Origin of the sequence: Caballeronia choica, assembly GCF_001544535.1 — a bacterium.
Classification (GTDB): domain Bacteria; phylum Pseudomonadota; class Gammaproteobacteria; order Burkholderiales; family Burkholderiaceae; genus Caballeronia; species Caballeronia choica.
Map to the genome: position 1 here is coordinate 12,412 of NZ_FCON02000041.1, position 24,562 is coordinate 36,973.

The 24,562-nt window shown below is 63.7% G+C and carries 16 protein-coding genes and 1 pseudogene; 10 read left to right on the forward strand and 7 right to left on the reverse strand.

All coding sequences use genetic code 11. From position 1 onward, the window contains the following. The first annotated feature begins 85 nt into the window (after positions 1-85). Entirely contained in the window at positions 86-883 is a 798-nt protein-coding gene (locus AWB68_RS19125) for an IclR family transcriptional regulator (RefSeq protein ID WP_087645918.1), read from the forward strand. Positions 884-977: 94 nt separating this feature from the next. Here AWB68_RS19125 and pbpG read toward each other — a convergent pair whose 3' ends face one another. Together pbpG and AWB68_RS19135 are read right to left on the reverse strand one after the other, a co-directional pair. Next, positions 978-2,174, reverse strand: coding sequence for a D-alanyl-D-alanine endopeptidase (pbpG, locus tag AWB68_RS19130; RefSeq protein ID WP_087645919.1), 1,197 nt, complete (start codon positions 2,172-2,174; stop codon positions 978-980). A 390-nt stretch (positions 2,175-2,564) separates the two neighbouring features. Next, the gene (locus AWB68_RS19135; protein WP_087645949.1) at positions 2,565-3,509 is read right to left on the reverse strand and encodes a histone deacetylase family protein; all 945 of its coding nucleotides are present in this window, start codon (positions 3,507-3,509) and stop codon (positions 2,565-2,567) included. A 317-nt stretch (positions 3,510-3,826) separates the two neighbouring features. Here AWB68_RS19135 and AWB68_RS19140 point away from each other — a divergent pair, with 317 nt between their 5' ends. After that, positions 3,827-4,402 carry a phasin family protein gene (locus AWB68_RS19140; RefSeq protein WP_087645920.1) on the forward strand — a complete coding sequence of 192 codons (576 nt, stop codon included), beginning with the start codon at positions 3,827-3,829 and terminating at the stop codon, positions 4,400-4,402. Positions 4,403-4,685: 283 nt separating this feature from the next. Here AWB68_RS19140 and lpdA read toward each other — a convergent pair whose 3' ends face one another. The 4 genes and pseudogenes from lpdA to aceE form a co-directional block, all read right to left on the reverse strand. After that, on the reverse strand, positions 4,686-6,428 hold the full coding sequence (gene lpdA / locus AWB68_RS19145; protein ID WP_374729585.1) for a dihydrolipoyl dehydrogenase: 1,743 nt from the start codon (positions 6,426-6,428) through the stop codon (positions 4,686-4,688). Positions 6,429-6,608: 180 nt separating this feature from the next. Continuing rightward, a pseudogene (locus tag AWB68_RS51870) lies at positions 6,609-6,773 on the reverse strand (biotin/lipoyl-containing protein); the annotation flags it as partial. 213 nt (positions 6,774-6,986) lie between these two features. Then, positions 6,987-8,636: a dihydrolipoyllysine-residue acetyltransferase gene (gene aceF / locus AWB68_RS19150; protein ID WP_087645922.1), complete on the reverse strand. Its 1,650-nt coding sequence runs from the start codon at positions 8,634-8,636 to the stop codon at positions 6,987-6,989. 79 nt (positions 8,637-8,715) lie between these two features. Next, on the reverse strand, positions 8,716-11,412 hold the full coding sequence (gene aceE, locus AWB68_RS19155) for a pyruvate dehydrogenase (acetyl-transferring), homodimeric type (protein WP_087645923.1): 2,697 nt from the start codon (positions 11,410-11,412) through the stop codon (positions 8,716-8,718). 270 nt (positions 11,413-11,682) lie between these two features. Here aceE and fixL point away from each other — a divergent pair, with 270 nt between their 5' ends. The 6 genes from fixL to AWB68_RS19185 all read left to right on the forward strand — a co-directional run bounded on the left by fixL (position 11,683) and on the right by AWB68_RS19185 (position 21,194). Then, positions 11,683-14,211 (forward strand): oxygen sensor histidine kinase FixL, encoded by a 2,529-nt coding sequence (fixL, locus tag AWB68_RS19160; protein ID WP_087645924.1) that lies wholly within the window; start codon positions 11,683-11,685, stop codon positions 14,209-14,211. Next, on the forward strand, positions 14,208-14,846 hold the full coding sequence (fixJ, locus tag AWB68_RS19165) for an oxygen response regulator transcription factor FixJ (RefSeq protein WP_087645925.1): 639 nt from the start codon (positions 14,208-14,210) through the stop codon (positions 14,844-14,846). Before fixL ends, fixJ begins: the two co-directional genes overlap by 4 nt. 561 nt (positions 14,847-15,407) lie before the next feature. Then, positions 15,408-16,826 carry a DUF3300 domain-containing protein gene (locus AWB68_RS19170; RefSeq protein WP_087645926.1) on the forward strand — a complete coding sequence of 473 codons (1,419 nt, stop codon included), beginning with the start codon at positions 15,408-15,410 and terminating at the stop codon, positions 16,824-16,826. A 62-nt stretch (positions 16,827-16,888) separates the two neighbouring features. Further along, positions 16,889-17,818, forward strand: a complete 930-nt coding sequence (locus AWB68_RS19175; RefSeq protein ID WP_087645927.1) for a DUF2950 domain-containing protein — start codon at positions 16,889-16,891, stop codon at positions 17,816-17,818. A gap of 271 nt (positions 17,819-18,089) precedes the next feature. Then, on the forward strand, positions 18,090-18,944 hold the full coding sequence (folD, locus tag AWB68_RS19180) for a bifunctional methylenetetrahydrofolate dehydrogenase/methenyltetrahydrofolate cyclohydrolase FolD (RefSeq protein ID WP_087645928.1): 855 nt from the start codon (positions 18,090-18,092) through the stop codon (positions 18,942-18,944). A gap of 117 nt (positions 18,945-19,061) precedes the next feature. Further along, complete coding sequence (locus AWB68_RS19185) at positions 19,062-21,194, forward strand: M3 family metallopeptidase (protein WP_087645929.1); 2,133 nt, start codon at positions 19,062-19,064, stop codon at positions 21,192-21,194. Between the two features lie 114 nt (positions 21,195-21,308). Here the strand turns inward: AWB68_RS19185 and AWB68_RS19190 are convergent, their stop codons facing one another. Further along, a complete protein-coding gene (locus AWB68_RS19190) occupies positions 21,309-22,583 on the reverse strand; it encodes an amidohydrolase family protein (protein ID WP_087645930.1) in 1,275 nt (424 codons plus the stop codon). Between the two features lie 195 nt (positions 22,584-22,778). Between AWB68_RS19190 and AWB68_RS19195 the strand changes: the two genes are divergently transcribed. Together AWB68_RS19195 and AWB68_RS19200 are read left to right on the forward strand one after the other, a co-directional pair. Then, complete coding sequence (locus AWB68_RS19195; RefSeq protein WP_087645931.1) at positions 22,779-23,771, forward strand: winged helix-turn-helix domain-containing protein; 993 nt, start codon at positions 22,779-22,781, stop codon at positions 23,769-23,771. Next, the gene (locus AWB68_RS19200) at positions 23,765-24,544 is read left to right on the forward strand and encodes a hypothetical protein (RefSeq protein ID WP_087645932.1); all 780 of its coding nucleotides are present in this window, start codon (positions 23,765-23,767) and stop codon (positions 24,542-24,544) included. Before AWB68_RS19195 ends, AWB68_RS19200 begins: the two co-directional genes overlap by 7 nt. Positions 24,545-24,562: the final 18 nt, after the last annotated feature.

Sequence of the window (24,562 nt, forward strand, 5' to 3'; positions counted from 1 at the left end):
ACGGAAGCGCCCATCCTTTCGCTTTTTTCACATTACGAGATACAATTGCAGTTCCGCTGTTTGACGCGTCAAGCGATTTCCCACGATGAGCGATACGAACCCGGAATCCAAAACGTCCATTCAGGTCATCGAGCGCATGATGCGTCTTCTCGATGCCCTCGCCGCGCATACCGACCCTGTCAGCCTCAAAGAACTCGCGCACAGCACCGAACTGCATCCGTCGACGGCACACCGCATCCTGAACGACATGGTGCTGTGCCGGCTCGTCGACCGGTCGGACCCGGGCACGTACCGGCTCGGCATGCGGCTGCTGGAACTCGGCAATCTGGTGAAGGCGCGTCTCTCGGTGCGCGAAGCCGCGATGCCGCCAATGCGCGAACTGCATCGGCAGACGGGGCAGACGGTGAATCTCTCGGTGCGACAGGGCGACGAGATCGTCTACATCGAGCGCGCCTATTCGGAGCGCTCGGGCATGCAGGTCGTGCGGGCGATCGGCGGGCGGGCGCCGCTACATCTGACTTCAGTCGGCAAGCTCTTTCTCGCCGCCGACGAGGCCTCGCGCGTGCGCGCCTACGCGATGCGCACGGGACTCTCGGGGCATACGCAGAACAGCATCACCGATCTCGGGAAACTCGAGCGCGAACTGACGTTCGTGCGCCAGCAGGCCTGCGCGCGCGATAACGAGGAACTGGAACTGGGCGTGCGCTGCATCGCGGCCGGCATCTACGACGATACCGGTCGGCTCGTCGCGGGACTGTCGCTGTCGGCGCCTGCTGACCGCTTGCAGGACGCCTGGCTCAAGCAGTTGAGCCATACGGCGCTGGAGATTTCGCACTCGCTGGGTTATCGGGCAGACCAGGGCTCGGATTCGCAGCAGCGCTAGCGTTCAGGCCCGGCGCTTGGCGCCCATATGGAAAAGCCGGATTCATCTTGCGATGAATCCGGCTTTTTTCATGCGTAGCAAGCTAGATCAGGGATCAGGCGCCGCCACCTGCATCAGCACTGGTAATATGCGGCTCGGTGGCTGTATCGAGGAATGCGCGCAGGCGTCCTGCGTCGGCGAAACGCGAATACTTGCCCGACGAGTCGAGCAGCACCATCACCACCTGCCGGCCATTGATGTTCGCCTGCATCACGAGACACTCGCCCGCTTCGTTGATGAAGCCGGTCTTCTGCAGGCCAATGTCCCACGTCGGGTTGCGGATCAGCGCATTCGTGCTTCGGTAGGCGATGTTGCGCTTGCCCGTGTACACCTCGTAGCTGCTGTCCGTCGAGAACTTGCGGATCAGCGGATACTGATACGCCGCGTTGACCATCTTGACGAGGTCACGCGCGCTCGACACGTTCAGGCTGGTAAGGCCCGTCGAGTTTTCGAAGTGCGTGTCGGTCATGCCGAGCGACTTCGCCTTCGCGTTCATCGCGGCGATGAAGCCCGGGCGCCCGTTCTGGTAATAGCGCGACAAGGCCGCCGCCGCGCGATTCTCCGATGCCATCAGCGCGATATGCAGCATGTCTTCGCGGTTCAGCACCGAGCCGACCGCCAGACGCGAACCGGTGTACTTCTCGTAGTCGCGATCTTCGTCGGTGACCTGGATTTCGTCGGTCAGCGGCTCGCGTGAATCCAGGACGACCATCGCCGTCATCAGCTTCGTGATCGACGCGATCGGCACGACGGCCCGCGAGTTCTTGTCGAAGAGCGTTTCCTGCGTGTTCTGATCGACGACATACGCGACACTCGAACGCAGCGCGAGGCTGTCCGCTGTCTCATGCAGGCCGAACGCCTGGCCCACGCTCGGCGTACGCGGCTGGAACGCGACCGCGTGAACGGCGCTGCGGCGGCTGTGCGGGTCCATCCGGTAGGTCACGCGGCGCTTGCGCGCAGCGCGGGGCGCATCATCGTCGTCGTCCGCGGCCGCTACTTTCGCGGCTTTGGCCGGCGCGGGCGCCCTGATCGCCTTGACCGGCTTCGCCCTTGGCGCGGCGGCCGCGGCGGTTTCGGTCGTGCTGGCTTTTTTGGCGGCGGACTTCGACGCCGCGGTGGAGGTCTTTGCGAAGGCTTCGCCGGGCATGGCCGCGAAAGATGTCGCAACCGCGATGGATACGGCGACCGACATTGCGGTGCGTAGCGCCACGCCTTGCATCACCTTTAGCGGCGAAAACATTTCGGTTTTCATTAGTGTTCTGTTCTGGGCGGCGGGAGAGTACCGCAAGTGTAGTAAAGCTGCGAAATTTAAGCAATATTAAGCACTTATGGGCGCTCTTTAAACCGAGTTGTAAGCCTCGATTGTGAAAAGCCAATAAGGTTCTACATTCGATCGTCAAAAACGATCGGAATCGGAAAACTTTTCGCCGATGACGCATGAGTCGGGCGGGCCCTTCCATGCCTATCGGCAATTAATTCTGCAACTTGAGAGAAATGTCGACTCTGTGGTGTCCGGAACCGCTCTGCGTGCAATCGTGGTTGACGCAGACCGGCTGGAACGCTTGTCGCCGAACGGCAACGGGCGTTTCGACTAAGACCAAATGTTAACGTTCCTGGAACACTTTAGGTTTACGGCCACATCCTAAAAAAGCACGCCGGTGGCGTCCGGCCGCGCAGCGCGACGCGCGCACGCGGAAGCGGCAAGCTGGATCGTCCGCAAATGGACGTCCACCGTGTCGTGAATGTCGCGACCATAGCCGCCGGCCATCGTGATCGCGACGGGTAGATTGTGCGCGGCCACGGCTTCAAAGACCAGACGGTCGCGGCGCGCGAGGCCGTCGAAACTCAGCGCGAGACGCCCGAGCCGATCTCCTGCGTGCGGGTCGGCGCCCGCCAGGTAAATGACGAGCGCCGGGTCGCAGCGCTCGAACATCTTTTCGAGCGCGAGCGACAAGGCGTCGGCGTAGGCATCGTCATCGCAGCCGTCGGGCAGCGCGACATCGAGATCGCTCGTTTCCTTCGAGAACGGATAGTTGGACTCGCCGTGCAGCGAGAGCGTAAACACGCTCGGATCGTCGCGAAAAATCGATGCCGTGCCGTTGCCCTGATGCACGTCGAGATCGACGATCGACACCTGCTCGCGCGCGCCCTTCTCGCGGGCTTCGGCCTGCATCACGCGGGCGGCGACGGCCGCGTCATTGAAGACGCAGAATCCCGCGCCGTGCGCCGCATACGAATGATGCGTGCCGCCGGCCAGATTGACCGCGAAGCCTTCGTCGAGCGCGGCGCGGCAGGCGGCGATCGTCGCGCCAACCGAACGACGCGACCGCTCGACCATTTCGCGCGACCACGGAAAGCCGATTTCGCGCTGCTCGCCCGCATCGAGCGCACCCGTCGCGACCCGTTCGACGTAGCCGGCGCAGTGAACGCGGGTGAGTTCCGCGTCGCTTGCGACAGGCGCTTCGTGCAGGACGACGTCGCGCAACTCCGATTCCACACGCTCCCGCAGCAAACGGTACTTCTGCATCGGAAATCGGTGGCCGGCGGGAAGCGGCAACACGAAACGGTCACTATAGAATGCTCTCATCATTGCCTGCGGATGTTCTCCAGACGCCGATCGTAGCATCGGAATCGTCCTGTATGCCTTGTCCCGTCTTGGTGCATCAGGGTTTTCCCCGAGCATTCCACCGCCTCGGCCAGCGCGGGTAAGCCTTTGTTTAAGAAAATAAATTAACCACTTTGTGCACCGCACAAAAAGCGCTTGACATGACTAGGAATATGACTAAAATGAGCTTCATGTTGCGACGCACCAATCGTTGTTGCTTCATCCGGTAGCCGGACTTCCGGCTGCCGTCACCAAAACCACGACCCGCTCGATGCTGGGTCGATTTTCAGGAGTGTGATATGACCCTGTTGACCCCCGAACAAGTCGCCGCCGCACAAAAAGCTCAATTCGACACGCTCTTCGGCCTGACGAACAAGGCATTCGAAGGCATCGAAAAGCTGGTTGAACTGAACCTGCAAGTCGTGAAGTCGACGCTCGCAGAAAGCCAGGAAAACACGCAACGCGCATTGTCGGTGAAGGACGCGCAGGAACTGCTGGCGCTGCAAGCCAGCCTGACCCAGCCGGTCGCGGAAAAGGTCCTGTCGTATGGCCGTCACCTGTATGAAATCGCATCGGCCACGCAAGCTGAATTCGCCCGCGTTGCTGAAGCTCAGTACGAAGAGCAAAACCGCAAGGTGCAGACGCTCGTCGACAACGTCGCGAAGAACGCACCGGCAGGCTCGGAAACGGCTGTCGCCGTGATGAAGTCGGCGATCACCGCTGCCAACACCACGTACGAAACGGTTCACAAGGCAACGAAGCAAGCTGTCGAAATCGCTGAAAGCAACTTCAACGCAGCCGCTACGGCCGCCACGAAGGCCGCTACGCAAGCGACCGAACAAGCTACGCGCACCGCCAAGAAGTCGGTTGCCTAAGCTTTTTGCCTGATCGAAGGTCGGCTGGCTAGGTCAGCGGCCGATCGGCAGAACCGGTTTCGGCCGGGATGTCGTTCAGTCAGGCAGGTTTGAAAAAAACGCCGCGCTCTATTCGAGCGCGGCGTTTTTGTTTGCGCGAACGGAATCTGGATGCGGCAACCGTGACGGTCCGCGAGGCCTGGCTGAACAGCGTCGACGCGCACGACATGCCACGCCACGCTCGAAAAAAAGCGGCGCCCCAAAAGGTGCGCCGCTTTTGCTTCGTACCGCCCGATGCCGCGACTTACTTCTTGCGCTGCGGCGGCAGATCGGTACAGACGCCTTCGTACAGCTCGGCCGCCATGCCGATCGATTCGCCGAGCGTCGGATGCGGATGGATCGTCTTGCCGATATCCGTCGCGTCCGCGCCCATCTCGACCGCCAGACACACTTCGCTGATCAGGTCGCCCGCGTTCAGGCCGACGATCCCGCCGCCGATCACGCGATGCGTTTCTTCGTCGAAGATCAGCTTGGTGAAGCCCTCATCGCGGCCGTTGGCGATCGCGCGGCCCGACGCGGCCCACGGGAACACCGCCTTGCCGTACTTGATGCCCTGCGCCTTGCACTCGTCTTCGGTCTTGCCCGCCCACGCCACTTCCGGATCGGTGTAGGCCACCGACGGAATCTGCAGCGCGTCGAAGTACGCTTTTTCGCCGTGCGCCGCTTCCGCCGCGACGTGCGCCTCGTGCACCGCCTTGTGTGCGAGCATCGGCTGGCCGACGAGATCGCCGATCGCGAAGATGTGCGGCACGTTGGTGCGCAACTGCTTGTCGACGTTGATGAAGCCGCGATCTGTAACCGCGACGCCCGCCTTGTCCGCGCCGATCTTGCCGCCGTTCGGGCTGCGCCCGACCGCGACCAGCACGAGGTCGTAGCGCTGCGCTTCGGCCGGCGCCTTCTCGCCTTCGAAGCTGACGTAGATGCCGTCGTCCTTCGCTTCGGCCTTGGTCGTCTTGGTCTTGAGCATGACGTTCGCGAAGCGCTTCGCGTTGTACTTCTCCCAGACCTTCACGAGATCGCGGTCGGCGCCCGTCATCAGGCCGTCAAGCATTTCGACGACATCGATTTGCGAGCCGAGCGCCGCGTACACCGTCGCCATTTCCAGGCCGATGATGCCGCCGCCGACCACCAGCATCCGCTTCGGAATCTGCCGGAGTTCGAGCGCGCCGGTCGAATCGACGACGCGCGGGTCTTCCGGCATGAACGGCAGCTTCACCGCTTGCGAACCGGCCGCGATGATCGCCTTTGCGAACTTCACGACCTTCTTGCCGTCGGCGGTCTCGACTTCCATGTGATTCGGATCGACGAAACTGCCGACGCCCGTCACCACCTGCACCTTGCGCGCCTTCGCCATCCCGGCGAGACCGCCGGTCAGCTTCTTGACGACGCCTTCCTTGAAGCCGCGCAGTTTGTCGAGGTCGACCGACGGCGCGCCGAACGTGATGCCGTGATGTTCGAGCGCCTTGGCTTCGTCGAGCACGAGCGCCGTGTGCAGCAGCGCCTTCGACGGAATACAGCCGACGTTCAGGCACACGCCGCCGAGCGTCGCATACCGTTCGACGAGCACCGTCTTCATGCCGAGGTCGGCGGAGCGGAACGCGGCGGAATAACCGCCGGGGCCCGCGCCGATCACGACCATGTCGCATTCGATGTCCGCGGCGCCCGAGTAGCTGCCCGCTTTGGGCGCGGGCGCAGCCGCGGCCGGAGCAGCGGCTTGCGGCGCGGCCTGCTGCGGCTTGGCTTCGGCCGGAGCCGCGCCGCCTCCCGCATCTTCGAGCGTCAGGATCACGACGCCTTCCGACACGTTGTCGCCGACCTTCACCTTCAATTCCTTCACGGTTCCGGCGGCGGGCGATGGCACGTCCATCGTCGCCTTGTCGGATTCGAGCGTGACGAGCGACTGCTCCTTCTCGACGGTATCGCCCGGCTTCACGTGGACTTCGATCACGGGAATATCGCTGAAGTCGCCGATATCCGGCACCTTCACTTCCTGCGTCCCGCCGCCGGCGGCGGGCTTGGCACCCGCGTTGGCATTGGCAGCAGGTGCTTCCTTCGGCGCGTCGGCCTTCGGAGCAGCGGCGGCGGCGCCCGCTTCGGCCGTCTCGACCATCGCCACGACGGAGCCTTGCGAAACCTTGTCGCCGGCCTTGACCTTGACTTCCTTGATCGTGCCCGCGACGTCGCTGGGCACTTCCATGGTTGCCTTGTCGGTTTCGAGGGTGATGACGCCCTGCTCTTTTTCGATGACGTCGCCGGCTTTGATGTTGACTTCGATGACATCGACGTCAGTGAAGTCGCCGATATCGGGTACTTTTAATTCGACGAGACTCATGTTGTCCCCTAAGAATGAAGCGGAGAGAACCGAAGGCCAAATGAGGCGATCGGTTCTGCCGTCGGCAGACGCGCCTTTCTTTGCTTACTTTCCCTGGCAAGGCAAAGAAAGCAAGTCCTGCCCCGCACAGGGGCAACGCTGAAAGACCGGCGCGAATGCAAGTTCAATGACACGCGATGCTGACCGCCGAAGCGGCCAGCCAAGGCGAAAAAATCAAAGAATCACCCGACGGAAATCCGCCAGAATCCCCGACAAATACGCGTTGAAGCGCGCAGCTTCTGCCCCGTCGATGACGCGATGGTCATAGGAGAGCGAAAGCGGCAGCGTCAGGCGCGGGACAAACTGCTTGCCATCCCAGACCGGCTTCATTGCGCCCCGCGACAACCCGAGAATCGCGACTTCGGGCGCGTTGATGATCGGCGTGAAGTTCGTCCCGCCGATCCCGCCGAGCGACGAAATCGAGAAGCAGCCGCCCTGCATCTGGTCGGGCTTGAGCTTCCCGTCGCGCGCTGCCTTCGACAGGTCCGCCATTTCCTTGGCGATGTCGAGCAGGCCCTTCTTGTCGCAATCGCGAATCACCGGAACCATGAGACCGTTCGGCGTATCGGCCGCGAAACCGACGTTGTAGTACTGCTTGAACACGAGGTTATCGCCGTCGAGGCTCGCGTTGAACGTCGGGAATTTCTTCAGGGCCGAAACGACCGCCTTGATGACGAACGCGAGCATCGTGATCTTGATGCCGGCCTTTTCGTTTTCCTTGTTCAACTTGACGCGCAGTGCTTCGAGTTCGGTGATGTCCGCTTCGTCGTTGTTCGTGACGTGCGGAATCATGACCCAGTTTCGATGCAGGTTCGCGCCCGAGATCTTCTTGATGCGCGAGAGCGGCTTCGGATCGACCGGACCGAACTTGGTGAAGTCGACCTTCGGCCACGGCAGCAGGCCCAACTCGCCGCCGCCACCGCCGGCAGGTGCCGCGGCTGCCGCCGGTGCCTTGCCCTGGCCCGTCATGACGCCCTTGACGAACGCGGTGATGTCGCCTTGCGTGATGCGGCCCTTCGGACCGGAACCGGTCACACGCGACACCTCGACGCCCAGGTCGCGCGCGAACTTGCGCACCGAAGGCGATGCATGGCTCGACGTGCGCACGCCGTCGCCGGCGGGCATCACGGGCGCCTGCGCAAGCGCCGACGGCGCTTCCTTCTGCGGTACCGGCTTGGCGGGCGCGTCCGACGGCACTTCGGCCTTCGGCGCTTCCTGCTTGGGCGCGGGCGCCGCGGCAGCACCGCCGCCGCTTTCCAGCACGACGATCAACGTGCCTTCGGAGACGGTGTCACCGAGCTTGACCTTCAGTTCCTTGACCGTGCCCGCGGCGGGCGACGGCACGTCCATCGTCGCCTTGTCGGATTCGAGCGTGACGAGCGATTGCTCCTTCTCGACCTTGTCGCCGACCTTCACGGCGATCTCGATGACCGGGATGTCCTTGAAGTCGCCGATGTCCGGCACCTTCACGTCGACGGTGCCACCACCGGAGGCCGCCGGAGCCGCAGCCGCCGGCGCGGCGGGCGCGGCTTCTTGCGCCTTGGGCGCCTCGGCCTTCGCCGGAGCAGCAGCGGCCCCGTTCACGCCGCCTTCCAGCACGACGATCAACGTGCCTTCCGATACGTTGTCGCCCACCTTGACCTTCACTTCCTTGACCGTGCCCGCGGCGGAACTGGGCACGTCCATCGTGGCTTTGTCGGATTCGAGCGTGACGAGCGACTGCTCTTTCTCGACGACATCGCCCGCCTTCACCAGCACTTCGATCACGGGGATGTCCGTGAAATCGCCGATGTCCGGCACTTTGACTTCGATCGCTTGACTCATTATTAGTGTCTCCTGGCTTGCACGGCGCGCCCGCTCGCTTCGAGCGGGCGCGCCGTCACAACGCTCGGGGGCGATGCCTTTAGACGGTCATCGGGTTGGGTTTCGACGGGTCGAGGCTGTACTTCTTGATAGCCTCGGCGACGACCTTGCGCTCGATCGTGCCTTCGTCCGCGAGCGCGTTGAGCGCCGCGACCGTGACCCAGTAGCGATCGACTTCGAAGAAGTGGCGCAGTGCTTCACGCGTGTCCGAGCGGCCGAAGCCATCGGTGCCGAGCACGACGAACTTCTGCGGCACGAAGGCGCGGATCTGGTCGACGAGCGCACGGATGTAGTCCGTCGATGCGATCACCGGGCCCTTCGCGTCCTTCAGCAGCTTGGTCACGTGCGCGACCTTCTTCTCTTCGGTCGGATGCAGCAGGTTGTAGCGTTCGACGGCCTGGCCTTCGCGCGCCAGTTCCGTGAAGCTCGGCACGCTCCACAGGTCGGCGGCGACGCCCCAGTCGTTCTTGAGCAACTCGGCGGCGGCGATGACTTCGTTGAAGATCGTGCCCGCGCCCATCAGTTGCACGCGCGGCGCCTTCTTGTCGGCTTCGGCCTTCCTGAACGAGTACATGCCCTTGATGATGTCCGAAGCAACCGACTCGCCTTCCGGAATCGCCGGATGCTCGTAGTTCTCGTTCATCACCGTGACGTAGTAGTACACGTCCTCCTGATCCGCCACCATGCGGCGCAGGCCGTCGTGCATGATCACGGCGAGTTCGTAGCCGAACGTCGGGTCGTAGCTCACGCAGTTCGGGATCGATGCCGCCCACAGCAGCGAGTGGCCGTCTTCGTGCTGCAGGCCTTCGCCGTTCAGCGTCGTGCGCCCCGCCGTGCCGCCGAGCAGGAAGCCGCGCGAACGCATGTCGCCCGCGGCCCACGCCAGATCGCCGATGCGCTGGAAGCCGAACATCGAGTAGAAGATGTAGAACGGGATCATGATCTCGCCGTGCGTCGAGTACGACGTCGCGGCCGCGATCCAGTCACACATGCCACCGGCTTCGTTGATGCCTTCCTGCAGGATCTGCCCGGTTTCCGATTCGCGATAGAACATCAGCTGGTCGGAGTCTTCCGGAATGTACTTCTGGCCTTGCTGGTTCCAGATGCCGATCTGGCGGAAGAGCCCTTCCATGCCGAAGGTACGCGATTCGTCCGGCACGATCGGCACGATGCGCTTGCCGAGCGCCTTGTCCTTCAGCAGGATGTTCAGCACGCGCACGAACGCCATCGTCGTGGAGATCTCGCGGCCCGGGCCCGTGCCCTTCAGCACCGGCTCGAATGCCGACAGGTCCGGCACCGGCAGCGACTCCGCCTTCTCGCGGCGCGTCGGCAGATAGCCGCCCAATGCCTGGCGGCGGGCACGCATGTACTCGAGTTCCTTCGAGCCTTCCTCGAACGTGAGGTACGGCACGTCCTCGATCTTGTCGTCGGCGATCGGCAGGCGGAACTGGTCGCGGAATTTCTTCAGCGTCTCGATCGGCAGCTTCTTCTGCTGGTGCGTGATGTTCATCGCCTGGCCGTGCTCGCCCATGCCGTAGCCCTTGATGGTCTTGGCAAGGATGACGGTCGGCGCGTCCGTCGCCTTCTGCGCCTGGTCGTACGCGGCGTAGATCTTGTGCGGATCGTGGCCGCCCCGGTTCAGGTTCCAGATGTCTTCATCGGACCAGTCGGCGACGAGCGCCTTCAGTTCCGGCGAATTGAAGAAGTGCTCGCGAACGAACGCGCCCGACTCCGACTTGTACGTCTGGTACTCGCCGTCGACGACTTCCATCATCCGGCGCATCAGCGCGCCCGATTTGTCGCGTGCGAAGAGCGCGTCCCAGCGGCTGCCCCACACCACCTTGATGACGTTCCAGCCGGCGCCGCGGAATTCGCTTTCCAGTTCCTGGATGATCTTGCCGTTGCCGCGCACCGGGCCGTCGAGGCGCTGCAGGTTGCAGTTGATCACGAAGACGAGGTTGCCGAGCCGCTCGCGGCCGGCCATGCCGATCGCGCCGAGCGATTCCGGTTCGTCGGTTTCGCCGTCGCCGAGGAACGCCCACACCTTGCGGCCTGCCGTCTTCACGATGCCGCGTGCTTCCATGTACTTCATGAAGCGCGCCTGATAGATCGCCATGATCGGGCCGAGGCCCATCGAGACGGTCGGGAACTGCCAGAAGTCCGGCATCAGCCACGGGTGCGGATAAGACGAGATGCCCTCGCCGCCCACTTCCTGGCGGAAGTTGTTCAGTTGCTTTTCGGTCAGGCGGCCGAGCAGGAACGCACGCGAGTAGACACCCGGCGACGAATGGCCCTGCACGAACACGAGATCGCCGCCATGTTCCGGCGATGGCGCGTGCCAGAAGTGGTTGAAGCCGACGTCATAGAGCGTGGCGGCGGAAGCGAACGAAGCGATGTGGCCGCCGACGTTCGTGTCCTTGCCCGCGCGCAGCACCATCGCGATGGCGTTCCAGCGCGTGTACGAACGGATGCGATGTTCGAGGTCCTGATCGCCGGGAATGTTGGCCTGGTTGGCGACGGGAATCGTGTTGATGTAGGGAGTATTCGCGGAGAACGGCAAATGCTGGCCGTGCACGCGGGCAAACTCGATTTGCTTCTCGATCAGGTAATGCGCGCGATCAGGACCTACCGCCGATATCACGCCGTCGAGCGCTTCGAGCCACTCGGCGGTTTCCTGGGGATCGTCGTCTTTGGGATTGGCGACATATTTCAGAACTTCGTCGGGTACAGCGGACATGCTCGTCTCCTGATTTGAGGAACGCTCTATGAACAGACATCACGCGCCATACGGCGCCGGCCGCGTGCCGCAATTCTAAAGAGGGTCCGGACCATCACGCAAGGAATTTTTCGAATCATGAGACTGAATCTCATAATGCGGAAAATTGCTGCGGCGCACCGTCCGATAAGGCTTTTTTGGTAGACGTTTCGCTCCCTTGCGACCCATTGAAGGCGGTTTCCCGTCTTTTTACGCCATTTAACAATCAAACGCTGCGTTACAATCGCCGTCATGTTGACCGATCGGCTTTTCGCACGCTCGGCGCGGTCGTCGCGCAAGCCGACAGACTCGTCGCCGTCTCGCTGGCACCACGGACCGTGGTGGTCGAACTCCTATTTACTGACGCCGCTGATCTCGATCCTGGTGTTCCTGGTCGTGATGAGTTTGATCCTCTGGAGTTTGAACCGGCGCGAACAACAACAGCAGGAAGACACGCTATACCGGAACGTCGCGTGGGCCCAGCAGCAGATTCGCCTTTCCATGACCGGAGCGCAAGAGCAGATTCAGGCGCTCGCTCGCGATATCGTCAGCGGGCATGGCGATCCGCAGACGTTTCAGACCTCCTCCGCCGACATCATGCAGGGTCATCCCGAGATCCTGTACATGAACTGGTACACGAGCGAGCACAAGCCGCGCTGGCCGAACACGCCGTTGCCGGTGCTGGGTTCGCGCCTCGCCAAGCCCAACGACACGCAGATGGACGAAGCCGTGCAGGCATCGTTCGACGAAGCCCGCACGACGCGCCGCCAGATTTATTCCCCGCTGCTCTACGACGATCTCGGCAACGGCTACATCACGTTGCAGACGCCGGTATTTCGCGACCGCGAATTCCTCGGCTCGATCGCGGCGGTGTTTTCGATCGAAGGGATCCTGAAGCACGACATTCCGAGCGAGTTGTCGGCGAAATACAAGATCTCGATCACCGATCTCAACAACCGCGAACTCGCCACCACGTCGAGCCGTCCGCGCCTGCCGCGCGACATGTTCTACGACCTGCCGCTCGATCCGCCGGGACAAGGCGTGTCGGTGCGCGTCTACTCGTACCCGCAGCTCACGAACTTCACGAACAACACGCTCGTGTGGCTCGTGGCCGGGCTGTCGTGTTTCGTGCTGTGGAGCTTGTGGAGCCTCTGGAAGCACACGCGCCAGCGTTTTGAAGCGCAGCAGGCGCTCTACGCCGAGGCGTTCTTCCGCCGCGCGATGGAAAACTCGGTGCTGATCGGCATGCGCGTGCTCGACATGCACGGCCGCATCACGCACGTGAATCCGGCGTTCTGCCGGATGACGGGCTGGGACGAAAGCGATCTCGTCGGCAGGATCAAGCCGTTTCCGTACTGGCCGCGCGACGCGTATCCCGAGATGCAGCGGCAACTCGACATGACCCTGCGCGGCAAGGCGCCCTCGTCCGGGTTCGAATTGCGCGTGCGCCGCAAGGACGGCTCGTTCTTCCACGCGCGGCTATATGTGTCGCCGCTCATCGACAGTTCCGGCCGGCAGACCGGCTGGATGTCGTCGATGACGGACATCACCGAGCCCAAACGCGCGCGCGAGGAACTCGCCGCCGCGCACGAGCGCTTCACCACCGTGCTCGAAAGCCTCGACGCGGCCGTCTCCGTGCTCGCCGCCGACGAAGCCGAACTGCTCTTCGCGAACCGCTATTACCGGCACCTGTTCGGCATCCGGCCCGATGGACACCTGCAACTCGCGGGCGCCGGGTTCGACGGCGCACAGACATCGTCCGACACCATCGACATGGTGGATACCTATGCGGGCCTGCCCGCCACCGCGCTCACGGAGAGTTCGGCGGACGCGCAGGAAGTCTATGTCGAAGGCATCCAGAAGTGGTTCGAAGTGCGGCGCCAATATATCCAGTGGGTCGACGGCCATCTCGCGCAGATGCAGATCGCCACCGACATCACGCAACGCAAGCAGGCGCAGGAACTCGCCCATCAGCAGGAAGAGAAGCTCCAGTTCACGAGCCGCCTGATGACGATGGGCGAAATGGCGTCGTCGCTCGCGCACGAGTTGAACCAGCCGCTCGCCGCGATCAACAACTACTGCTCGGGCTGCGTCGCGATGGTCAAGTCGGGCCGGATGTCGCAGGAAAACCTGCTGCCCGTGCTCGAGAAAACCGCGCAGCAGGCCGTGCGCGCGGGCATGATCATCAAGCGCATCCGCGAATTCGTGAAGCGCAGCGAACCGAAACGGCAGCCGGCGCGCGTCGCCGACATCGTCGCCGATGCGGTCGGTCTCGCCGAAATTGAAGCGAGAAAGCGCAAGATCCGCATCGTGACGGAGATCCGCGCGCGCATGCCGGTGATCCAGGTCGATCCGGTCCTGATCGAGCAGGTGCTCGTCAACCTGTTGAAAAACGCGGCCGAAGCGATGCATGATGCGAAACCGAACGCAGTCGATCCGGTGATTCGCGTGGTCGTGCAGCGCGTCGACGGTGGTTTCGTGTGCATCAGCGTCGTGGACCAGGGTCCGGGCGTCGACGAAGCCACGGCCGAGCGCCTCTTCGAGCCGTTTTACAGCACCAAGTCCGATGGCATGGGCATGGGGCTGAACATTTGCCGTTCGATCATCGAATCGCATCGCGGACGCCTGTGGGTGGTCAACAACGTCGAAGCCGACGGCCACGTCACGGGCGCCACGTTCCATTGCAGTCTGCCTATTGGAGAGTCCAACAGCCCGAGCAACGGCGGGCCGGACACTCACAGTGAACAAACCAGACAACAAACCGTTACGGGAGAGCTATGAGCAGTCCAGTCACCACTCAGGAAACCGTCTTTGTCGTCGACGATGACGAAGCCGTGCGTGATTCTTTGCGCTGGCTGCTCGAAGCCAACGGCTATCGCGTGCAGTGCTTCGCGAGCGCGGAGACGTTTCTCGATGTCTACCTGCCGATCGCGCATTCCGGCGCGATTTCCTGCCTGATCCTCGACGTGCGCATGTCCGGCATGACCGGACTCGAGTTGCAGGAGCGCCTGATCACCGAGAACTCGCTGCTTCCGATCATCTTCGTGACGGGGCACGGCGACGTGCCGATGGCCGTCTCGACGATGAAAAAAGGCGCGATGGATTTCATCGAAAAGCCGTTCGACGAAGCGGAGTTGCGCAAGCTCGTCGAGCGCATGCTCGACAAGGCGCGCAGCGAGAGCACGAGCGTCCAGCAGCAGCGCGCGGCGGCCGAGCGCCTCGGCAAGCTGACGGCGCTCGAGCACCAGGTGCTCGAGCGGATCATCGCGGGGCGCCTGAACAAGCAGATCGCCGACGACCTCGGCATCAGCATCAAGACGGTGGAAGCGCATCGCGCGAACATCATGGAGAAGCTGAGCGTCAACACGGTCGCCGATTTGCTGAGACTCGCGCTGTCGAACAAGCCCCAGCAGTAAGCCGCTTCAAGCCGCAAGCCCCATCACATGCGCGCCGGACCGACGATGTCCGGCGCGCTTCAGGTTTCAGCCTCTCCCGCCCCCGCATCGACCCTCTCCCGTTTTCCTGGTTTCCCCATTTTCGGAATCGTGATATTTCTGCTTCGCGTTGACATGATGTGTGTCCGGCCCTTAATTTGGCCGAATCGAAACCACAGGAACAGGATCATGCGCAGTCAGGCGCGAAGCAACGTGCTCCATCCGCATGCCAGCGGTTCAACTGCCTTTCCGGTCCTGATCGGCCGGCATTCTCTCAGTCTCGTTACTGCGCACCTCGCGCACCTCGTGCACCTTACGCGCGCGGTTTCGACACTCCGCTCGCGTCATACTCCTCTTCCCGCCTCCCTTCCCCTTTCCGATTTTCCCGCCGCACGGCAGCCTCGCCACGTTCCCGGCGACACCCACCCAAGCGGCACGACACCGGCTGTCGCCACGCGCGACGGCCTCGAGGACCCGACCGTGAATCGAAACCGGACACACTCATCGGCGCATCGCGTGCTCGATGCCCACCCGACCTCACGCATGCTCGTGCTGTGCGCGGCGCTCGTTGCGGGGCCGTTGCTCGCGCTCCATGCACCGTCCGCTCACGCGCAGGCGCAGGCGCAGACCAGCGCACCCGCCGCGGCGAAGCTTTCGAACGAGCAGCTCGACTCGTTGACGGCGCCCGTCGCGCTTTACCCCGACGCCCTGCTCGCCCAGGTGCTGATGGCGTCCACTTACCCGTCGGACGTAACCGCCGCTGCCTCATGGTCGAGCTCGCACACGAACATGAAGGGCGATGACGCCGTGAAGGCCGTCGCGTCCGAGCCATGGGACCCGAGCGTGCAATCGCTGGTCGCGTTCCCGCAGGTGCTCGCGACGATGGCATCGAAGCCCGACTGGATGACGCAACTCGGCAACGCGTTCATCGCGCAGCCGAACGACGTGATGGATTCCGTGCAGCGTCTGCGGCGCGCGGCGCAATCGGCGGGCAACCTGAAGTCGAACGAGCAGCAGAAGGTGATCGTCGAGCAGAGCACGATCCAGATCCAGCCGACCAGCACGCAAGTCGTCTACGTGCCGACCTATAACCCGACGGTCGTCTACGGCACCTGGCCCTATCCGGCGTATCCGCCCGTCTATGTGCCGCCGCCGCCCGGCTATGCGATCGCGTCCGGCTTCGCGGCGGGCATCGCGTTCGGCGCGGGGATCGCCGTCACCAATGCGTTGTGGGGCGGCTTCAACTGGAACAACCACGACGTCAACGTGAACGTCAATCGCTATAACAACATCAACGTCAACAATCGCATCACCGCGAACGGCGGCACCACGAACTGGAACCGCAACAACCCGCAGTTCAACCGCAACAACGTCAACGCGAGCAACCGGCAGAACAACCTGAACACGGGGAACATCGGCAGCGGCAATCGCGCTCAGGCCAATCAGTACCGCGGCCGCGACGATCCGCGCGCCCAGGCACGGCAGACGCTGCAAACGCGCACCGGCCAGGACGTGAACGGTCCCGCTAGCCAACGCGTGCAGGACATCAAGCAGGGCGGCAACCGCGCGGGCGGAGGCGGCGGCGGGTTATCCGGCGCGAATCGCGGCGACGTGCAGCAGCGCGCCCAGGGCGTGAATCGCGACAACGCACTGCGCGGCGCCGGCGACGGCGACACCGCGCGGCGCGACGCGCAGCGCGGCCAGGCGAGCCGCGAGCAACTCGCGAATCGTGGCGGCGGCGGTGGCGGCATGCAACACGGAGGCGGCGGAGGCGGCGCCATGCAGCACGGCGGTGGCGGAGGTGGCGGATTCGGCGCCGGCGGTGGCGGCGCACAACGCGGCGGTGGAGGCGGAGGCGTACAGCGCGGCGGAGGCGGAGGCGGCGGAGGCGGAGGCGGCGGAGGCGGATTCGGTGGTGGCGGACATGGTGGCGGACACGGCGGCGGCATGCACCGTCGGTGAGCACGCCCGATTCCGATTCCCAGACGTCAAGCCTACGCACAACCCGATTCAGGAGCCCTGTGATGAATCACACATCCGTACACGCCACATCGAAGAAACTGCGCGCACGCATCGTCGCGTCGCTCGCCGCGCTCGGTGCCACCGGTGCGCTTTTCATGACGCCCGCAGCCCATGCGCAGACCGTCTATCCGAGCCCCGACGCAGCGGCCGACGCACTGTTCGACGCCCTCGCCACCAGCGACCACGCCGCACTGCGCCATGTGCTCGGCAACGACTTCAACCGCTTCATCCCGACCGACAACATCGGCGAGCAGGATATCTACGATTTCCTCGGCGCCTGGGCGAAGCACCACAAGGTCGTCAACGATGCCGCCCCGCTCGGCGGCCATGCGAGCGCGCACATCGAAGTCGGCGAAAGCGGCTGGACGCTGCCGATCCCGCTCAGTCAGGTGTCGAAAGGCTGGCAGTTCAACCTGCCCGCCGCGCGCGACGAGATCCTGACCCGGCGCATCGGCCGCGACGAGCGCTCAGCGATGCTCGCCGCGCTCGGTTACGTCGACGCCCAGCAGGACTATCACAAGCAGACGCAGCGCTATGCGCAGTTGTTCGTCAGCACGCCCGGCAAGCACGACGGCCTGTATTGGGACAGCGCGCCCGGCGAGCCGGAAAGTCCGCTCGGCCCGCTTGCGGCCACGATGCCGAACCACACGCTGCCCGCCGATGCCTATCACGGCTATCACTACAAGATCCTCACCGGGCAGGGTTCGCACGCGAAAGGCGGCGCGCAGAGCTACGTGAGCGGCGGCGAGATGACCAAGGGTTTCGCTCTCGTCGCGTGGCCGGCGGACTATGGCAAGACGGGCGTGATGAGCTTCATCGTCAATCAGGACGGTCAGGTTTATCAGAAGAACCTCGGGCCCTCGACGGCGACAGTCGCCGCCGCGCTGCGTGCCTTCGATCCCGACCCGACATGGCAACCCGTGTCACCATGAAGAGGAATGCGATCGTCATGAGGCGACGCCAGGCGAGGCCCCTTCCGGGGCCTCGCTGTCTTGAACGCGCTGACGACACACGAGGCGGGCAAGCGCGGGGAAACATCCCGAAGCGGTATAATTTCGGCCTTTCCATCAGCGCCGTCCGAAAGCGCCGTGTATCGGCCGGCCTCACGCCGAACCCGCACGGAACGCACCTTGGGCGCGTTTCACCAACGCGCCATCAAGTCCGCCCGCGCCGCGCCACTTGCCTACTCTCGACCGACTCACCATGACTGCCCAACTGATCGACGGCACCGCCCTATCCAAGAAACTTCGCACCGATGTCGCCACGCGCGCCGCCGCCCTCACCGCTCGCGGACATCAGCCGGGCCTGGCTGTCGTGCTGGTCGGCGACAATCCGGCGAGCGAAGTCTATGTGCGCAACAAGGTAAAGGCGTGCCAGGACAACGGCCTCTTTTCGGTGTTCGACCGCTTCCCCGCGACGCTCCCGGAAGCCGACCTGCTCGCGCACATCGACGCGCTCAACCAGAACCCGAAGATCCACGGCATTCTCGTGCAGTTGCCGCTGCCGGCGCACATCGACAGTCACAAGGTCATCGAGGCGATCTCGCCGGAGAAGGACGTCGACGGATTTCACGTCGCCAATGCCGGCGCGCTGCTGACCGGCAAGCCACTGGTTCGTCCGTGCACGCCCTACGGCGTGATGAAGATGTTCGACGCATACGACATCCCGCTCAAGGGTGCGAACGCGGTGGTAATCGGGCGCTCGAACATCGTCGGCAAGCCGATGGCGCTCTTGCTCCTCGAAGCGGGCGCGACCGTCACGGTCTGTCACAGCAAGACGCGCGATCTCGCCGCGCATACGCGCAACGCCGATGTCGTCGTGGCGGCGGTCGGCCGGCGCAACCTGCTTACCGCCGACATGGTGAAGCCGGGCGCGACCGTGATCGATGTCGGCATGAATCGTGACGACGCGGGCAAGCTTTGCGGCGACGTCGATTTCGCGGGCGCGCGGGAAGTGGCCGCGTTCATTACGCCGGTGCCGGGCGGCGTCGGCCCGATGACGATCACGATGCTGCTCGTCAACACGATCGAAGCCGCCGAGCGGGCCGCCGCGGGCTGAACCCAACGACCGGACGACGGCGTTGGAATTTGCCCGTTTGCCCCAAGATACCGAGCCAGTAACCGAGTAACGCGAGCGGGCTCCGAGGCCCGCTCCTCAAATGAGACCGGGAGAGCCATGAGCGACACCACGTCAGCCACGTCAGAGAAGCAAATCAACCCGCTGCTCGATTTCTCCGACTTGCCGCGTTTCGGCGAGATCAAACCCGAACACGTGACGCCCGCGCTCGATGAACTGCTCGCCGCGGCGAAAGCGGCCGTCGATCACGCGAGCGCGCCGGATACGCCCGCCACGTGGAAGGATATCGTCGAGTCGGTCGAGAGCGCGTCCGAGCGCCTGTCGCGCGCGTGGGGCGTCGCGGGCCACCTGAATGCCGTCGCCGATACGCCGGAACTGCGCACCGCCTACGGTGAAAACCTGCCGCGCGTGACCGAATTCTGGGCGAGCGTCGGCCAGAATCTCGCGTTGTACGAGAAGTACAAGGCCATCGCCGCGGGCGACGAATTCGCGGGCTTGTCGGTGGAGCGCAAGAAGATCCTCGAGAATTCGCTGCGCGACTTCCGCCTGTCCGGCGCCGAACTGCCCGAAGACCGCAAGCCGCGCTTCGCGCAGTTGCAGGAAGAGCAGGCGGCGCTGTCGAAGGCATTCTCCGATCACGTCCTCGATGCCACCAACGCGTTCGCCTATATCGTCACGAAGGAGAGCGAACTGGCCGGGCTGCCCGAGGATGTCATCCAGGCGGCGCGCGAGGCCGCGCAAAAGGACGGCCGCGACGGCTGGAAGTTCACGCTGCACTTTCCGTCGTATTTCCCGGTGATGCAGTACGCCGAACACCGGCCGCTGCGCGAAGCGATGTATCGCGCATATGTGACGCGCGCGTCCGAACTCGGCGAGATGTACGGCAACGGCAAGTCCGAGTGGGACAACACCGCGAACGTCGCCGAAAGCCTGAAGTTGCGTGCCGAAGAGGCGCACACGCTCGGCTACCAGAACTTCGCGGAAGTATCGCTGGCGCCGAAGATGGCGGAATCGCCCGCGCAGGTGATCGCGTTCCTCGAAGACCTCGCGAAACGCGCGCGTTCGCACGGCGAAAACGACTGGATGGAGTTGCGCGCGTTCGCCGCCACTGAACTCGGCATGCCCGAGTTGCAGCCGTGGGACGCGACCTTCGCCGCCGAACGCCTGCGCCAGCAGCGCTATTCGTTCTCGGAAAACGAGGTCAAGCAGTACTTCCCGCAGGAAGCGGTGCTCAAGGGGCTGTTCAAGGTCACGGAGACGCTGTTCGGCGTGTCGATCCGGCGCGACGAAGCCGCTGTGTGGAATCCGGAAGTGCGGTTCTTTCGCGTCGAGAACAAGGACGGCTCGCTCGTCGCGCAGTTCTATCTCGACCTGTACGCGCGCGAAGGCAAGCGCGGCGGCGCCTGGATGGACGATGCGCGCTCGCGCCACAAGCTCACCGGCGGCAACGTGCAGACGCCTGTCGCCTACCTCACGTGCAACTTCTCGGCGCCGGTCGGCGGCAAGCCCGCCTGCTTCACGCACGACGAAGTCATCACGCTCTTCCACGAATTCGGCCACGGGCTGCATCACATGCTGACGCGCGTCGATGAGATGGGCGTGTCGGGCATCAATGGCGTCGAATGGGATGCGGTCGAGCTGCCGTCGCAGTTCATGGAGAACTTCTGCTGGGAGTGGGACGTGCTGACCGACATGTCCGCGCACGTCGATACCGGCGCGCCGCTGCCGCGCGAACTCTTCGACAAGATGCTCGCCGCGAAGAACTTTCAGAGCGGGCTCGGCACGTTGCGGCAGATCGTGTTTTCGATGTTCGACATGGTGCTGCACACGTCCTACGATCCGTCGCGCGACGGCGGCAAGAGCGTCAACGATATCGCCCGCGAGATCAACGAGAAGTTTCATGTCGTGCCGCAGGCGCCGTTCTCGCGCTGGCCGAATACGTTCAGCCATGTTTTCGCCGGAGGTTATGCCGCTGGGTACTACAGCTACAAGTGGGCGGAAGTGCTGTCGGCGGATGCTTATGCGGCGTTCGAGGAAGCAGCGAAATCGGCGGGAGGGTCGGTGCTCGATGCCGGGACGGGGATTCGCTATCGCCGCGAGATTCTGGAAGTGGGCGGCAGCCGGCCCGCGATGGAATCGTTCAAGGCGTTTCGCGGACGCGAGCCGACTATCGATGCGTTGCTGCGCCATAACGGCATGACGGCGGATGCGGTGCATTTGCGCGCCGACTGAAGGAGTCGCAGGCGTTCGGAGTGGGGTGCTGTTCGTCGGGCACTTTAAGCTCTAACCACGACCAGGGGCCGTACCGGCGTAAGCAGGTACGGCCTTTGTCGTTTCAGCCCGGCGTTACCGCTCCAGCCTGAAATTCACCTCCTGAGGCCGCCCTTCGAGCGACAAACTCGCCCTCATCGCCGGCGCGCGGCTCACCACCTTGCCGCGCCGGATCACCGCCGTGCGGCCGGCGCGCAGCCTGATCGCCTCGATGGGATCGCGCGCGTCAAGCACCACGCAGTCCGCGTTGCAGCCCACTTCGATTCCATATCCTTCGATGCCCAGAATCCGCGCCGGCGTCGTCGTGACGGCGTCAAACGCTGCGCGCATGCCGTCGACGCCCGTCATCTGCGCGACGTGCAGGCCCATGTGCGCCACTTCGAGCATGTCGCCCGAACCGAGGCTGTACCACGGGTCCATCACGCAGTCGTGGCCGAACGCGACATCGACGCCCGCCGCGATCAGCTCGGGCACGCGCGTCATGCCGCGCCGCTTCGGGTACGTGTCGGAGCGGCCCTGCAGCGTGATGTTGATGAGCGGATTCGCGATCGCCGCGACGCCCGACTCGCGCATCAGCGGTATCAGCTTGCTCACGTAGTAGTTGTCCATCGAGTGCATCGACGTGAGATGCGAGCCGGTCACGCGGCCAGCAAGGCCGAGCCGGTGCGTCTCTGCCGCGAGCGTTTCGATGTGGCGCGACATCGGATCGTCGGTTTCGTCACAGTGCATGTCGACCCGCAAACCCTTCTCAGCCGCGAACTCGCACAGCAGTTTCACCGATGCGGCGCCGTCCGCCATCGTCCGCTCGAAATGCGGAATGCCGCCGACCACATCGACGCCGAGTGCGATCGCGCGCTTGAGGTTGTCGAACGCGCCGGCGCTGCGCAGCACGCCGTCCTGCGGGAATGCGACCAGTTGCAGGTCGAGATACGGCTTCACGCGCCGCTTCACTTCGAGCAGCGCCTCGACGGCGAGCAGGCGCGGATCGCAAACGTCGACGTGCGAGCGGATCGCGAGCAGCCCGCGCGCGACGGCCCAGTCGCAATACTGCATCGCCCGCTCGACGAGCGCTTCCTGCGTCAGTTCGGGCTTGAGTTCGCCCCACAGCGCGATGCCTTCGAGCAGCGTCCCCGACGCGTTCACGCGCGGCAAGCCGTAGGAAAGCGTCGCGTCCATGTGAAAGTGCGCGTCGACGAAGGGCGCCGTGACGAGCGAACCGTTCGCGTCGATTTCCTCGCGCGCGGTGGCGGACAAATGCGGCTCGATCGCGGCGATCCGCCCCGCCTCCATGCCGATGTCGACCGGGTCGCGGTGAGGGCCAAGCGCCGCGCGGCGAATGATGAGGTCCATTGCGAATCCTTTTGGCGTGCGGTGAATGTAAGCGCTTCAGACTAGACGATTGTAGCGGGACAGAAAGCGCGGGGGCGCCGGCGACCCGCCCAGCCTCTTCGCAACTTGGTCTATGGCTGATGGCCAATAACCGCGATTTGCACGATAACAACATCAATGTTATCGTGCAGAAATTGAGTTATTAACCCAATTGCCGTGCCCGCCCTCGCCACCAGCGCCCAGAACTACCTGAATCAAACGCTAGGCGCTTCCACGTCGGGACATCGACCGTGGGCGGGCCAGGAGAGCCTGCCCTACTTTCTGCGCGACGCCTTCGATTTCCGGCAACTGGACATCCTTGGCCACAAAGTCCTGCTGGCCCTGGAGCGAAATCCCGAGAAGCCGTCCATTGGCGATATCCGGAATCGGTTGGACAAGTTGCGGTCAGTGGCGAAACTGCCCGTGGTCTATGTGACGGAGGCACTCGCTTCCTATGAACGCAAGCGACTGATCGCGCAAAAAGTGCCGTTCATTGTCCCTGGCAACCAGCTCTATCTGCCTGACCTGGGGCTGGACCTGCGCGAATATTTCCGCCAGCGCCGCAGCTCGGCAGACGTCCCGCTCAGCCCTTCGGCTCAGGCCATGTTGATCGCGGCGTTGCTGCGTCCTGGCTGGGAGGCCGAATGGCATCCGGCAGAGACTGCCGCTATCCTGGGCTACACACCGATGACGCTCTCGCGTGCCGTGCGAGAACTGGTGGCGGCAGGACTCGCACAGACACACAAGGCCGGCCGCTCCCAGTACCTGAGGATGGCGTACGCTCCCCGGGAGACCTGGGAGCAAGCACTGCCCCTGCTGCGCAATCCCGTGCAGCGCACCGTCTGGACATCCACGCAGCCGAAGGCAGAAGAACTGCCCGTGCGAGTGGCTGGACTGAGCGCGCTCGCGCGCCACTCGATGCTCGCGGAACCCGCATCGCCGGTATTCGCCGTGAGTCGCACCGCATGGCAGGCGATGAAGGCAGACATGGTCGAACTTCCGGAAGCCATGCCAGGCGCATGCGAATGGCAGTTGTGGAATTACGCCCCGACGCTACAGCCGGACAGCGACACGGTGGACCCCCTCTCGCTCATGCTGAGCTTGCGGGATAGCACGGACGAACGTGTCCAAAGCGCGCTGGATGCACTAAAGGAACAGTTGCCATGGTGAAGGGACTTGATGTTTTTCGGGCATGGTTCGCCGACTACCCGGACCAGTACATCCTGATCGGCGGCACTGCGGCCACCTTGGCAATGGAAGAGGCAGGACTGGACTTTCGCGCCACCAAGGACCTCGATGTCGTGCTGCATGTCGAAGCGCTGACGCCTTCATTCGGCGAAACCTTCTGGCGGTTCATCGAAGCGGGCGGCTATGAAATCCGGCAAGCCACCGACAGGGGAAAGCCGACCTTCTACCGTTTCCAGAAGCCGACCGACCACCGCTTTCCAGTCATGGTCGAACTGTTCTCCCGTGCGCCCGACAGCCTGCGGCCCATCGAGAACGGACAGCTCACGCCGATCCCTTTCGATGAAGCGGTTTCAAGCCTGTCGGCCATCCTGCTCGATGACGCCTACTATGCATTCATCATGGCCGGACGGCGCGAGATCGATGGGGTGCCCTGGGTCGGCGAGGATCGTCTGATCCCCCTGAAAGCCATCGCCTGGCTGGACCTGAGCACCCGTCGGGAACAGGGCGAACCGGTGGACGCGAAGAGCATCCGCAAGCATGCCAACGATATCCTGCGACTTTCGCAATTGCTCACCCCCTCAACACGCATCCCTCTCGAAGCGAAAATCGCCGATGACATGCAGAGATTTCTGGACGCGGCGGCAGCCGACGACTCCCTTGACCCCAAGACCCTGGGGCTCGACCGGACGCCCCTTGCCGAATTCCTCGGTCGGATCGCACAGGCTTACGGCCTTAAAGAGACACAAGAAAGATGAACGCTTTGAAATCAACTT

Coding starts and splice junctions, on each gene's coding strand:
- AWB68_RS19190 (WP_087645930.1), bottom strand. CDS start 22,583: ATGGACCTCATCATTCGCCGCGCGGCGCTTGGCCCTCACCGCGACCCG.
- AWB68_RS19185 (WP_087645929.1), top strand. CDS start 19,062: ATGAGCGACACCACGTCAGCCACGTCAGAGAAGCAAATCAACCCGCTG.
- AWB68_RS19175 (WP_087645927.1), top strand. CDS start 16,889: ATGAATCACACATCCGTACACGCCACATCGAAGAAACTGCGCGCACGC.
- AWB68_RS19140 (WP_087645920.1), top strand. CDS start 3,827: ATGACCCTGTTGACCCCCGAACAAGTCGCCGCCGCACAAAAAGCTCAA.
- AWB68_RS19200 (WP_087645932.1), top strand. CDS start 23,765: ATGGTGAAGGGACTTGATGTTTTTCGGGCATGGTTCGCCGACTACCCG.
- aceE (WP_087645923.1), bottom strand. CDS start 11,412: ATGTCCGCTGTACCCGACGAAGTTCTGAAATATGTCGCCAATCCCAAA.
- fixJ (WP_087645925.1), top strand. CDS start 14,208: ATGAGCAGTCCAGTCACCACTCAGGAAACCGTCTTTGTCGTCGACGAT.
- pbpG (WP_087645919.1), bottom strand. CDS start 2,174: ATGAAAACCGAAATGTTTTCGCCGCTAAAGGTGATGCAAGGCGTGGCG.
- aceF (WP_087645922.1), bottom strand. CDS start 8,636: ATGAGTCAAGCGATCGAAGTCAAAGTGCCGGACATCGGCGATTTCACG.
- AWB68_RS19135 (WP_087645949.1), bottom strand. CDS start 3,509: ATGAGAGCATTCTATAGTGACCGTTTCGTGTTGCCGCTTCCCGCCGGC.
- fixL (WP_087645924.1), top strand. CDS start 11,683: ATGTTGACCGATCGGCTTTTCGCACGCTCGGCGCGGTCGTCGCGCAAG.
- folD (WP_087645928.1), top strand. CDS start 18,090: ATGACTGCCCAACTGATCGACGGCACCGCCCTATCCAAGAAACTTCGC.
- AWB68_RS19170 (WP_087645926.1), top strand. CDS start 15,408: ATGCTCGTGCTGTGCGCGGCGCTCGTTGCGGGGCCGTTGCTCGCGCTC.
- AWB68_RS19125 (WP_087645918.1), top strand. CDS start 86: ATGAGCGATACGAACCCGGAATCCAAAACGTCCATTCAGGTCATCGAG.